At 40.1% G+C, this 12,440-nt stretch carries 13 protein-coding genes; 9 read left to right on the plus strand and 4 right to left on the minus strand.

Annotated elements, in window-relative coordinates; genetic code table 11:
- The first annotated feature begins 15 nt into the window (after nt 1-15).
- The 9 genes from ACHWSC_RS21775 to rodA all read left to right on the plus strand — a co-directional run bounded on the left by ACHWSC_RS21775 (nt 16) and on the right by rodA (nt 9,541).
- Nucleotides 16-453: a MarR family winged helix-turn-helix transcriptional regulator gene (locus ACHWSC_RS21775; protein WP_075993977.1), complete on the plus strand. Its 438-nt coding sequence runs from the start codon at nt 16-18 to the stop codon at nt 451-453.
- A gap of 2 nt (nt 454-455) precedes the next feature.
- On the plus strand, nt 456-1,460 hold the full coding sequence (locus ACHWSC_RS21780) for an NAD(P)/FAD-dependent oxidoreductase (RefSeq protein ID WP_394678159.1): 1,005 nt from the start codon (nt 456-458) through the stop codon (nt 1,458-1,460).
- Nucleotides 1,461-1,462: 2 nt separating this feature from the next.
- The gene (locus ACHWSC_RS21785) at nt 1,463-1,795 is read left to right on the plus strand and encodes a 2Fe-2S iron-sulfur cluster-binding protein (RefSeq protein ID WP_120333380.1); all 333 of its coding nucleotides are present in this window, start codon (nt 1,463-1,465) and stop codon (nt 1,793-1,795) included.
- A gap of 253 nt (nt 1,796-2,048) precedes the next feature.
- Entirely contained in the window at nt 2,049-3,359 is a 1,311-nt protein-coding gene (locus tag ACHWSC_RS21790; protein WP_088162765.1) for an NAD(P)/FAD-dependent oxidoreductase, read from the plus strand.
- 443 nt (nt 3,360-3,802) lie between these two features.
- Entirely contained in the window at nt 3,803-4,828 is a 1,026-nt protein-coding gene (locus tag ACHWSC_RS21795; protein ID WP_046671815.1) for a rod shape-determining protein, read from the plus strand.
- 91 nt (nt 4,829-4,919) lie between these two features.
- Nucleotides 4,920-5,762, plus strand: coding sequence for a rod shape-determining protein MreC (mreC, locus tag ACHWSC_RS21800; protein ID WP_075993981.1), 843 nt, complete (start codon nt 4,920-4,922; stop codon nt 5,760-5,762).
- Nucleotides 5,755-6,273 (plus strand): hypothetical protein, encoded by a 519-nt coding sequence (locus tag ACHWSC_RS21805; RefSeq protein ID WP_046671817.1) that lies wholly within the window; start codon nt 5,755-5,757, stop codon nt 6,271-6,273. The genes mreC and ACHWSC_RS21805 overlap by 8 nt, the downstream gene beginning before the upstream one ends.
- Before the next feature lie 27 nt (nt 6,274-6,300).
- Entirely contained in the window at nt 6,301-8,283 is a 1,983-nt protein-coding gene (gene mrdA, locus ACHWSC_RS21810; RefSeq protein WP_120333379.1) for a penicillin-binding protein 2, read from the plus strand.
- The gene (rodA, locus tag ACHWSC_RS21815; protein WP_313187295.1) at nt 8,276-9,541 is read left to right on the plus strand and encodes a rod shape-determining protein RodA; all 1,266 of its coding nucleotides are present in this window, start codon (nt 8,276-8,278) and stop codon (nt 9,539-9,541) included. The genes mrdA and rodA overlap by 8 nt, the downstream gene beginning before the upstream one ends.
- 105 nt (nt 9,542-9,646) lie before the next feature.
- On the opposite strand, the gene ACHWSC_RS21820 is transcribed toward rodA, so the two are convergent.
- From ACHWSC_RS21820 to ACHWSC_RS21835, 4 genes are all read right to left on the minus strand, one after another.
- Entirely contained in the window at nt 9,647-10,501 is an 855-nt protein-coding gene (locus ACHWSC_RS21820; protein ID WP_394678160.1) for a nucleoside phosphorylase, read from the minus strand.
- Nucleotides 10,498-11,115: an IMPACT family protein gene (locus tag ACHWSC_RS21825; RefSeq protein WP_394678161.1), complete on the minus strand. Its 618-nt coding sequence runs from the start codon at nt 11,113-11,115 to the stop codon at nt 10,498-10,500. The genes ACHWSC_RS21820 and ACHWSC_RS21825 overlap by 4 nt, the downstream gene beginning before the upstream one ends.
- A complete protein-coding gene (locus ACHWSC_RS21830) occupies nt 11,112-11,981 on the minus strand; it encodes an EamA family transporter (protein ID WP_120333376.1) in 870 nt (289 codons plus the stop codon). The genes ACHWSC_RS21825 and ACHWSC_RS21830 overlap by 4 nt, the downstream gene beginning before the upstream one ends.
- A 14-nt stretch (nt 11,982-11,995) precedes the next feature.
- A partial coding sequence (locus ACHWSC_RS21835) for a thermonuclease family protein (protein WP_394678162.1) occupies nt 11,996-12,440 on the minus strand: 445 nt, incomplete at its 5' end.

Here is a 12,440-nt window from a genome sequence, read left to right on the forward strand (position 1 = left end):
GTACTAAATATTTGTATGCTAAACGAAAAATTTGACCGCTACTCCTTCATCTTGGACCAAACAGCCAAGAAAGTAAAACAGTTCGCCCAATCTTCTTTTGCCGAGAAAGGATTTGATATTACTGTAGACCAATGGACCGTTTTAAAGGCTTTATACGAAACAGATCAACTTTCACAAAAAGAACTGGCAAAGCGCTGCGGAAAAGACCAGCCCACACTGACACGGATCGTAGATATCCTTCTTAAAAAGAATCTGGCTGAGCGGATCACTGACGAAACAGACCGTCGGAGTCTATACCTCCATTTGACAGAAGAAGGAAAATTGAAAGTAGCATCGCTTACGCCAATTGTTACGGAGATTCGTATGAAGGCCTGGGAAAATCTAGCGGACGAAGATTTCGAAGCTTTCACAAGAATTTTGAATACAATATATAACAATTTAAATATAGAATAGCTATGATAAATACGGATATCTGTATCATCGGAGCAGGACCTGTTGGCCTATTCGCAGTTTTTGAAGCTGGGCTTTTAAAAATGCGCTGCCATTTGATTGATGTGTTACCCCAAGTGGGCGGTCAACTTTCGGAGATTTACCCCCATAAGCCTATCTACGACATTCCTGGTTATCCAAGTATCACTGCGCAGGAGTTGATCGATAAACAACTTGAACAGATTAAACCCTTTGACCCCACATTCACCTTAGGCGAGCGTGTGGAACATATAACAAAACAGGACGACGGTTCTTTTATTGTAGAAACCAATGATCATACGGCGGTTCATACACAGGTCATTGTCATCGCTGGGGGCTTAGGTTGCTTTGAACCGCGCAAGCCCGAAATTCCAAATCTTCACCTCTTTGAAGGAAAAGGCGTAGATTATATGGTAAAGGACCCAGCCAAGTACCGGGATAAAAAAATCGTCATTGCCGGTGGCGGTGATTCCGCGCTCGATTGGACCTTCCATCTCGCAGATATTGCGCAACAGGTCACTTTAATCCACCGAAGTGACTCCTTCAGAGGCGCTCCAGACTCGGCTGAAAAGGTTTTCAAATTGGCCCAACAAGGTAAGATCAACTTATTATTGTCCCACAATCTGACCAATATTCATGGCAATGACTACTTGTCCCATGTTGAAACAACAAATAAAGAAAAAGAAGTCACGGCAACAGATGCAGACTATTTTATTCCTTTATATGGTCTTACGCCGAAGCTTGGTCCAATCGCAGATTGGGGATTAAATATCGATAAAAATGCCATAGAGGTCAATACGTTTGATTACTCAACCAATATTGAGCGGATCTATGCTATTGGAGATATCAACACCTATCCAGGCAAACTGAAACTCATTCTCTGTGGGTACCATGAGGCTGCCCTGATGTGTCAGAGTGCTTTTAAATTTGTCTACCCAGATCAAAAATTGACATTCAAATACACCACTGTAAACGGTATAAATACATTCTAGCCATGGACGATAATTTAATTCAAGTCACTGTTATTGATCGTGATGGGACCGAAAATACGCTGGAAGTTCCTACCGATATCAATCTTTCACTCATGGAGATTTTAAAGGCATCCGAATATGAAATTCTGGCCACTTGTGGAGGTATGGCGCTGTGCGCCACCTGTCATGTCGAAGTTGTCGAAGGCCTGGATACGCTTCCTTCAGCGAGTGATCAGGAACTCGACATGCTGGACACGCTTCCGGATGCCGATGATCAAAGCCGCCTTGCCTGTCAGCTTTATCTGCAGAATAGCAACAACGGTATGAAAATCAAGATAAAAGGCGCGCTACAATAGTGTTATCATTGTGTATAAAATACACAATGATAACACTATTAATCGATTTTTTTTTGAGATAGCAATATCTACCATAAAGAACTAAAAATCAAATGAGTACAAAACATATTATTGAAAGAATTAGCTACTTAACAATAAAATTCACAACATATCAGCACAATAAATAAATATTTTTTAGCTTTTTGAGTCAAAATTTAAGATATTTGCAGCTTAATTCGATTGTACCGAATTTTTACAACAAACTATTAAAAATATGCCAAGCAATAGTTCAAATAGAAAATTCCCAAGAGTAATCATTATTGGTGCTGGATTTGGAGGAATTGAAGTTGCTAAAAAGCTTAAAAATAAGGAAGTTGAAGTTCTGTTGCTGGACAGAAATAACTTCCATACTTTTCAACCATTGATGTACCAAGTTGCCACGGGTACTCTTTCAGCTGACTCTATCTCCTTCCCTGTCCGCAAAATGTTCAAAGGCCAAGACAACTTTCATTTTAGACTTGCTGACGTAAAAAGCGTTGACAACGAGGCTAAGATTGTAAGAACAGATGTTGGCGATTTTGACTATGATTATTTAATTGTTGCTACAGGTGCTACGACGAACTTCTTCGGCAATCAACAAATCACAAAATATGCTTTGCCGATGAAAAACATACAAGAAGCATTAAATATTCGAAGCTATGTTTTACAGAACCTCGAAGAAGCAGTACGTATAGAAAACCCTGCTGATCGTAAAGCTAATTTGAATTTTGTAATTGTTGGGGGTGGTCCAACAGGTGTAGAACTTTCGGGGGCAATCGCAGAGATCAAAAACAATGTTCTTGAGAAGGATTATCCAGAATTGAAAAAATCTGAGATGTCGGTTTACCTGGTTGAAGGACTTCCAAAAGTATTGGCTAACTTATCTGAAAAATCTTCTAAAGATTCAGAAAAGTACCTCAAAGATTTAGGTGTAGAAGTATTATTGAATGTTCAGGTAACAGGATATGATGGCAATTCAATTACTTTCGCCGATGGCAGAAGCATTGAAACAAAAACGGTTATCTGGGGAGCAGGTGTAGCTGGGCAATATCCAAATGGTTTCAAAAAGGAGATTATCCAACGTGGTAACCGTATACAGACAGATGATCAATGTCGTGTTATCGATATGCCAGGTGTTTATGCCATTGGTGATGTTTCGGCATTTATCACAGATGACCTTCCTCGTGGCTTACCTGGTGTTGCACCGGTAGCGCAACAGCAGGGGGCATATGTTGCCAAACACATTCTTCAAACAATGTCCAATCAACCAACAGAGAAATTCAACTATTTCGACAAAGGATCCATGGCTACGGTAGGTCGTAATAAAGCTGTCGTTGACATGGGAAAAATTCATTTCAATGGATTCTTTGGCTGGATGACCTGGATGTTTGTCCACTTGATGTCCATCTATGGATTCAGAAATAAATTGATCACATTCGTAAACTGGTCGGTCAAATTTTTCACCAAAAACAGTGGTGTGCGTTTGATCTTCCACAAATATGATGAGCCGACTCCGGAAGAACAACAGGCAGAAACAGCCCAATAACTTTCAATAGGAGTCTATATAAACTATTTCAATACCCCGACAGCGCCATTATCCCAAACGATAATGGCGCTGTTTTTTTCACCCCTATTTTACCTGTTTAATCCACTCGCTAAAAACATGTAATAACAGACTGTAGAAACACTTCAAAACAACAGCCCTCTCCAGATAGTTGTCAAAACCACCTTTTCCCGATTGGATTCTTTCTTCTCGCGGTCAATGATTTCAAAAACACCTGCTTAATTCTTATTTAACACTGCATCCAATTAAAAATAACTTCATCAGGGACGTAAGAATTACAGATTATATTCGTTAAATTTAAAGACAGTTTTTTCCAGATAGAATTTACTTTCAGAATGTAGTTTTTTTTGATGTATAACCTCAAAAAGATTAATTTTTTTTGTGTAGGTTTGCATATTATTTTAAAATAGCTTAAGGATTAGCAGATGGGCTTATTTAATTGGTTTACGCAAGAAGTTGCGATTGACTTGGGTACTGCAAATACCCTAATAATTCATAATGACAAAGTAGTAGTGGATGAACCTTCTATTGTTGCATTTGACCGCACCACAAACAAAGTGATCGCCATTGGTCGCCAGGCCATGCAAATGGAGGGTAAAACACACGACAATATAAAGACAGTACGTCCTTTACGTGATGGAGTAATCGCTGATTTTACAGCAGCTGAACACCTGATCAGAGGGATGGTGAAATTGGTAAACAATGGTAAGAGCTGGTTTTTCCCTTCCCTACGTATGGTTGTTTGTATTCCTTCCGGTATTACGGAAGTAGAGAAAAGAGCTGTTCGCGATTCAGCAGAAATTGCGGGTGCCAAAGAAGTCTATTTAATTCACGAACCCATGGCTGCTGCTGTAGGAATCGGAATTGATGTGGAAGAACCAATGGGTAATATGATTATCGATATCGGTGGTGGTACCACTGAAATTGCTGTCATCGCTTTATCGGGTATTGTATGTGACCAGTCCATTCGTGTTGCTGGTGATAACTTCGACTCTGACATCGTTCAATACATCAGAAGACAACATAACATCATGATCGGTGAACGTACGGCTGAAAAAATCAAAATTGAAGTGGGTGCTGCTCTACCTGAATTGCAGGAACCACCGGCAGATTTTGCTGTTCAAGGCCGTGATTTGATGACAGGTGTTCCGAAGCAAATTACTGTTTCCTACACGGAAATAGCGCATTGTTTAGATAAGTCCATATCAAAAATTGAAGAGGCGATCTTAAAAGCACTTGAAATCACCCCACCAGAATTATCAGCGGATATTTATCAAACAGGTATCTATCTTACCGGTGGTGGTGCATTATTGCGCGGTTTGGACCGTCGTATACAAGCGAAAACTAAACTTCCAGTACATATTGCCGAAGATCCATTACGTGCTGTCGTAAGAGGAACTGGTATTGCACTTAAAAATATTGGACGATTTAAATTCTTGATGCAATCATAACGTTCGATAATTAATAACAATATTTTATTAAAGAGCGATATAATATGCAAAACTATTATATCGCTTGCTTATTAAATACCCACATTAAAAAATGAGAAACCTTTGGTTATTCCTGAGACGATACAATGCATTCTTCTGGTTTATCCTATTTTTTGGATTCTCGTTATTTTTGGTGATCACCAACAATTCTTTCCAACGTAATTCTGTTTTAAATTCTTCAAATAGTATCATCGGAGGCCTGTATGCAAAGGTCAATTCCTGGAAAAGCTATCTGCACCTCGGGGAGACTAATGATGCACTTGCAAAGGAAAATGCACAATTAAGAAAGGACTTACAAGCCTATCGATCAACTGACAGCATCAAGATCGGTCCTGTCCCAGCAATCGATAGCAGTGAGTTTGGGCGTTACGAATTTATTATTGCGAATGTCATCAACAATAGCATTCACCAAAAGGCAAATACGATTACACTCGATAAAGGCAGTAAAGACGGTATAGAGCGAGGTATGGGTGTTATCGCTCCCAACGGGGTAGTTGGTATTGTATTGAATGTTTCCCCCAACTTCTCGACAGTTCAATCCCTATTGCATCCAGATACGCGTATATCCGTTACACTGGGCCACACCGAGGTCTTTGGCTCGTTGGTATGGGGCAATAGCATGGATTACCGCGCGGCAATGGTCAAGGAAATTCCAAACCACATCAAAGTCAACAAAGGAGATAAAGTGTATACCTCCGGATATTCAGGACATTTTCCAAAAGGAATTTTTGTCGGAACGGTCATTCAGACAGGTATTTCTTCAGGAGATGCTTTTTTGGATCTTAGATTATTGTTGAGCACCAATTTCTCCAATTTGCAACATGTCTACGTTGTAAAAGACCTGTTAAATAAAGAATTAAAGACACTAGAAGAATCGACAAAGGACAATGGCTAGGATTTTAATATTTAATATTATTCGATTTATCGTTTTGATAGGCATGCAAGTTTTCCTATTTCAAAATATCGGTTATTACAATCTGGTCGCTGCATTTCCTTATATCTTATTTATTTTTTTACTTCCGACAGGAACACCTAATTTCCTGGTGTATTTGATCGCATTTCTTACGGGACTTACCGTAGATTCATTTTATGATACCCTTGGTGTCAATACCGCAGCCTGTGTTGCATTGGCCGCCTTCCGTATTTTCTTCATGAAAATTACGCTCGAAGTTGAAGAACGCGAATCTTTTTTCACCCCGATGTTGGGGTTCATGAATATTCGCTGGTTCTTTTCCTACATCTTTTTCGGAACATTGATCCATCATACATTTTTGTATCTCTTGGAATCTTTTTCCTTCCAGCACATCCAATACACCTTATTGAGTATAGTTTTAAGTTGTATATTTACAGTAATTATCATGCTATTATTTAGCATATTATTCTACAAAAAGAAAGATCGGTTGTAGTAGATCGATGGATAGAAATTCATTTCTATGAACAGTTTTTTTGCGCGTAAGTACGTCGTTTCGGGAATCTTTATTGCCATCACATTGACCTTGGTGGCCCGCTTATTCTATTTACAGATCATAGACGATTCCTATATACATTCCGCAAACAGCAATGTCATGCGCAAGGTCATTGTGTACCCGGCCAGAGGGGTTATATTGGACCGAAAGGGAAAGGTATTAGTTCAAAACGAACCGGTATATGACCTTATGGTTACTCCACGTGAGGTGAAAGAAATCGACACCGCTTTGTTCTGCAAATTGATAGACATTGACAAGGAAGGCTTTATTAAACGGATGGAAAAGGCAAGAGTACACTCGCCTTACCGTGCATCCATTTTTGAAAAACAGCTTTCTGTACGGACATGGGCCCAATATCAGGAATACCAATATCAATTTCGTGGTTTCTATGTCCAAAAAAGAACAATCAGAAGTTATCCCGATAGCATAGCGGCTCAATTTTTGGGTTATGTGAGTGAGGTAAATGATAAAGATATTGAACGTTCCAATGGCTTTTATCGTAGTGGTGACTATATTGGTCGCAGTGGGGTAGAACGTTCTTATGAAGACCTTATTCGCGGAAAACGTGGTGTCAACAACTTAATGGTTGATGCACTGAACCGCCCGAAAGGGGTATTTATGGAGGGGAAATACGACACACTTGCTGTTGCAGGGGAAGGACTGGTTTCCTCTTTGGATAAGGACCTTCAGATTCTAGGGGAAAACCTCATGAAAAATAAATTGGGGTCCATTGTCGCTATTGAACCTGCAACAGGTGAAATATTGGCGTATGTAAGTAGCCCGAGTTACAATCCAAACATGATGGTCGGCAGACAATCTGGCAATAATTATATGAAATTATTGAAAGACGACACCAAACCGCTTTTTAACCGTCCTATTCAAGCCTCTTACCCCCCAGGCTCTGTATTTAAAGTTGTTTCAGCACTGACTGCGCAGCAAGCCGGTGTTATTGATCGCAATACGGTATTTTTCTGCCCGCATGGATATAGCTATGGTGGTGGACGCGGTTGGATGGGCTGTACGCACTATCATGGATCAACTACATTACAGCGATCTGTAGCTGTATCATGTAATACCTACTATGGATTTACCTATGCTAAGATGATCGACGGACGTGGGCTTTCGGGACCTAAGGCTTACGATCTATGGCGCAATGCAGTAACACAGTTTGGAATTGGCCATAAACTAGGCATTGATCTGCCGGGTGAAAAACCAGGTTTACTACCTACGTCAGATTTTTATACCAAACGCTATGGTAACGATAAATGGCGTTCAAGTTTCAATATCTCCCTATCTATTGGACAAGGGGAAATGGGTATAACACCCTTGCAAATGGCTAATATTATGGCTATCGTTGCCAACAAAGGTTTTTATTACAGACCCCATTTGATTAAAGGTATTGGCGCACAGAAAATTGCCAAGAAGGAATTCACCGAAAAAGTCAGTGCCGGCGTGGATGAGCGGTATTACCCTGTTGTTATCCAAGGGATGAGTGATGCTGTCAATACACCCGAAGGTACCGCTTGGGCCAATCGTATCCCCGGCATCGAAATGTGCGGAAAAACAGGTACAGCACAAAACCCACACGGAGAAAACCATGCCGTTTTCTTTGCTTTTGCGCCTCGAGAAAACCCTAAAATTGCCATTGCTGTCTTTGTTGAAAATGCAGGTTACGGTGGAACCTGGGCAGGACCTATCGCAAGTATGATGGTTGAGAAATACCTCAAAGACACGATAACTGCACCAAAATATATTCAGGACCGCATTTATAAAGCGAATTTTCTTCCTGCACCAAAAAAGGTTGTCGATCCAAAGGCCAAAGAAGTAAAAAAAACGGACTCAGTCAAATCGAAAACCGACACTTTAAAATCGAAACGTCAGCTGGCGGCCTTAACAAAACCAAAGGAAACAATTGTTCACCATAGCGAGATAAAGAGAAGATATGAATAATCAAAAAACTAGTTTCTTTGGAAAGATAGACTGGCTAACCATCACTCTTTGGCTTGCGCTATGCTTAATTGGCTTATTCAATATCCGTGCGGCTGTATTTAATCCTGAACTACCCAATTTCTTTACCTTAGGAACCAATTATGGAAAACAATCTTTATATCTTGTTTCCGCAATTATTCTAGGAGTATCCATTCTGATCATAGATGCTAAATTTTTCAGTTCCGCCTCACCGATATTTTATGGTATAACAGCAGTCCTGCTTGTCATCGTGCTCGTTGTAGGGCGAAATGTCGGCGGAAATCAGGCATGGATTGACTTAGGCTTTTTCCGCTTGCAGCCTTCTGAGTTTGCAAAACTTTCAACCTGTCTGCTCTTGGCTAACTTTTTAAGTTCTCAAAGTAATAAAGCTCCGACCATGCAGACACTGGCAATGGGAGCCGGTATTGTCTTATTCCCTGTATTTTTGGTTATGTTACAACCCGATACGGGATCTGCCCTTGCGTTCTTTTCGTTGATTTTTGTATTCTACCGTGAGGGCTATGTAAATAATGAGCTACTTATATTTGGCGGTCTTTGCATTTTACTTTTTGTCCTTGCTTTATTGGTCAACCCATGGATACTTATCTTGATTTTAGCATTGCTCATTGGCCTTGTCATGTGGAACTACCGCAAGAGAAGGAAATACATTATTAATCTAAGTATACTTTTTGCAGCCTGTGCTGTATTTATTCTCTGTGTGGACTTGGTCTATGAACATGTGCTACAACCCCATCAACGCGACCGTATTGACATTATCCTAGGCAAAATGGAAGACCCTAAAGGCAAAGGATATAATTTGAATCAGTCGAAGATTGCAATTGGATCTGGGCAGCTTCTAGGCAAAGGTTACTTACAGGGAACGCAGACAAAATACAACTTTGTACCTGAGCAGAGTACGGACTTTATTTTCTGCACCGTTGGAGAAGAGTGGGGATTTGTTGGATCGGTTACCTTATTACTTATCTATCTCACCTTACTGCTACGCATTATTCATATCGCCGAACGACAGCGTTCAGCCTTCGCCAGGATATATGCATACGGTGTAGCCTCCATCCTCTTTTTTCACTTATTTATCAATATCGGTATGACAATAGGTATTGTTCCGGTTATCGGGATTCCGCTGCCTTTTATCAGTTACGGTGGTTCATCCTTATGGAGTTTCACCATTTTACTGTTTATCATGCTTAAATTTGATTCAAATAGAAAAGGAGTTGTCTAAAAACAACTCCTTTTCTATTTATAGCCTTATTTAGTTCTTCTCAACTCTTTGACTGTATCATTTGAGAAAAAACCAAAGACTCCCCGGCATGGCGCAGATAAACGGTTAAATACGCTCCAAAACGAGCTGTATAGCTTTATCCACAACTTCTTCAGGTGCGGAAGAAAACCGACCATCTACCCGACTTGCCAAAATTGCATTGATGGATAAAGCCTGATGTCCAAACATGTTAGCCAATGCATAAATACCCGCTGTTTCCATTTCCAGATTGGTGAAACGCTGATCTTTATATTGAAAGGACTTGATCAAGTTTATAAAATTGGGAATCGTATTAGTTGATCGGACAGTCCTTCCCTGCGGAGCATAAAATCCGGGCGCAGTCAAGGTGACTCCCTTCGGTAAATCAAAGGCTATTCGATCCAGAAGGCTTGCGCCAGCTTTTGCAACGTAGGGCTTTAGGTTTAATGCGGAAAAATATTCGGCTAGCTCAACCTGAAGCGCCTGCTCCTCGCCGTCGTAAGATCCCTGATAATAGTTCATCAATGCATCAAGACCTATTCCATACGCAGAGGCCAAAATAGTTCCCATCTCAACATCTTGTTGTACCGCTCCAGAAGTTCCAATGCGAATAATATCCAATGAAGTCAGCGAAGTCTTTACGGTTCTATTGGCAAAATCAATATTTGCCAGCGCATCCAGTTCATTCAACACAATATCTATATTATCAGTACCTATACCTGTTGAGATTACGGTCAACCGTTTATTTCCCAGATAGCCGGTATGCGTAATAAACTCACGTTTCCCTTTTTTGAGTTCAATACGATCAAAGTGTTTCGAGACTTTCGCTACACGGTCTGGATCACCAACCGTAATTACTGTACTTGCCAGATCTTCCGGCAACAAATTCAGATGGTATATACTGCCATCTGCGTTTAAAATCAATTCCGATTCGTTGATCATATCGTATATAAATAAGTTAACTGACAACCTTCTATTTTGGAAAACCGATCGACAACTCGATTGACTTGCATTTTTCGGACTTCAAACTCCAAATAACACTGATTATCAAATTCCTGCTTTTCAACTTCGACGTCCTCTTCCTTTATGATCCGCATAATATCATTCATATGGAGGTAATCGAAGGTAATACCATAATGGTCATTCACTGTACGCTCGATAATTTCTGCTTGGGTCAAAGCATCTTGCGTTGCTGATTTGTAGGCATTAATCAAGCCTGGGACACCCAATAATGTACCACCGAAATAGCGAACGACAATCACGATAACATTGGTGACATCCATCGACAGGAGAACGTTCAAAATTGGGCGTCCTGCTGTCCCTGACGGTTCTCCATCATCATTCACACGAAAGACAGCACGATCTGGCGTGAGACGATAAGCCCAACAATGGTGTCTCGCTTTCGGATGAATCGCTTTCACTTCCAAGATCAGATCTTTTAATTGGTCTTCGGATTTAAATGGAAAAGCATAAGCAATAAATTTACTGCCCTTATCCCTAAAAATTCCCTCGTATTTTGCATCAATAGTCCGGTAAGTATCTTCAAATAAACTCATAGATATGCTATGATTAAAACTGAAACAATAGAAAGCGCTATGCCTAAATAATTCAATAATGATAACCTTTCTTTAAAAAATAAGACGCCAATTAGAGCGCCCAATGAGATCACACCAATATTCATCCCAGTAAATACGACTGATGGATTGTCTGGTAGGGCACGATGCGCTTTCATATAGAATAGGATGTTACAGAAGTTAAATACTCCCAAAACCAATCCATATCCCACAGCTTGCCTTGAAAAACGTTGCTTTTCCACAAAAAGGAAATACAGCAACAGCACCATTGCAATAAACATCGCCATCACAAAGATAATAAACATGGAACTGATATAAGGTATATTAACATGCAAGGCGACCTGTTTGAAGAGGATATCAATTATACCCATACCGATAAATACCAATAATGGATAAAGCGCTTTATAACGACTATCTCCCATCGAGCTACTATGCTGATTTTTTTGCCAGCCAATAGAACATAGGATAGCCAATAAACCAAGGGTTATTCCAAGCATCTTATGTCCCTCCATTTTTTCATGAAAGAAGAAAAATGATGCAAGCAGGGGAATAAACAACGATAAGCGTTGTGCAATCTCTGTCTTGACCAAACCACTATAGCGAATGGACAAAGCTATAAAAACAAACATCCCTGGAAGTAGTATCGCCAGACTCGTATACAGCGTAACCGGCATAGCATCCCATACGAGCGATTTTAGATCCGGTTGCAATACAAAATAGGTCAGCGCAACCGCCATGGGGTAATTCCAAACAATAACTTGTTTAGTTTCGACTCCATTTTGTTTTGCCAATTTTAATAAAACAGCAACGGTTACGCTGCAGATGACACTTAATAAAACAAAAATCATGATTCAAAATTCATTTATTTCCAAAGGCCACGTTTCTCCTGACGAGCCTGACGTTCCAATTTTACAAATAAATCTGCATATTGTACATTTGGTGCTAGCGTATAGGATACTGCATAACCCTGTTCAACCAAATCCCGATTGACGAATTTCTTTCCAATATACACATAGGCAAGAAGTCTTCCATATCGATCCCGTTTTCCTATGTCAAAGACTAACTTAACACTTTTTCCATTCAACATTGCTGTTAAGTACTGCTTTGCTTCTTGACCATAGTAACCGATTTCCTTGCGTGCTGTCCGTCTTGTTTCCGGGGCATCTACCCCTATCAGCCTAACTTTCTCCCCTTTTGAGGTTCCATTTTCAATGACAAAGGTATCGCCATCGATAACGCGCTTTACCCTCGCTTCTTTTTCCTCTCCTTTAAAAGTAAAACCTGTCAATAAAAAACAGATCATACAT

Source organism: uncultured Sphingobacterium sp. (assembly GCF_964277905.1).
Taxonomy (GTDB): Bacteria; Bacteroidota; Bacteroidia; order Sphingobacteriales; family Sphingobacteriaceae; genus Sphingobacterium; species Sphingobacterium siyangense.

Bases quoted from the DNA above. Each gene is read 5' to 3' on its own strand.
- ACHWSC_RS21795 (WP_046671815.1), top strand. From the start codon at position 3,803: ATGGGCTTATTTAATTGGTTTACGCAAGAAGTTGCGATTGACTTGGGT.
- ACHWSC_RS21785 (WP_120333380.1), top strand. From the start codon at position 1,463: ATGGACGATAATTTAATTCAAGTCACTGTTATTGATCGTGATGGGACC.
- mrdA (WP_120333379.1), top strand. From the start codon at position 6,301: ATGAACAGTTTTTTTGCGCGTAAGTACGTCGTTTCGGGAATCTTTATT.
- ACHWSC_RS21820 (WP_394678160.1), bottom strand. From the start codon at position 10,501: ATGATCAACGAATCGGAATTGATTTTAAACGCAGATGGCAGTATATAC.
- rodA (WP_313187295.1), top strand. From the start codon at position 8,276: ATGAATAATCAAAAAACTAGTTTCTTTGGAAAGATAGACTGGCTAACC.
- ACHWSC_RS21805 (WP_046671817.1), top strand. From the start codon at position 5,755: ATGGCTAGGATTTTAATATTTAATATTATTCGATTTATCGTTTTGATA.
- ACHWSC_RS21780 (WP_394678159.1), top strand. From the start codon at position 456: ATGATAAATACGGATATCTGTATCATCGGAGCAGGACCTGTTGGCCTA.
- ACHWSC_RS21775 (WP_075993977.1), top strand. From the start codon at position 16: ATGCTAAACGAAAAATTTGACCGCTACTCCTTCATCTTGGACCAAACA.
- ACHWSC_RS21830 (WP_120333376.1), bottom strand. From the start codon at position 11,981: ATGATTTTTGTTTTATTAAGTGTCATCTGCAGCGTAACCGTTGCTGTT.
- mreC (WP_075993981.1), top strand. From the start codon at position 4,920: ATGAGAAACCTTTGGTTATTCCTGAGACGATACAATGCATTCTTCTGG.
- ACHWSC_RS21825 (WP_394678161.1), bottom strand. From the start codon at position 11,115: ATGAGTTTATTTGAAGATACTTACCGGACTATTGATGCAAAATACGAG.
- ACHWSC_RS21790 (WP_088162765.1), top strand. From the start codon at position 2,049: ATGCCAAGCAATAGTTCAAATAGAAAATTCCCAAGAGTAATCATTATT.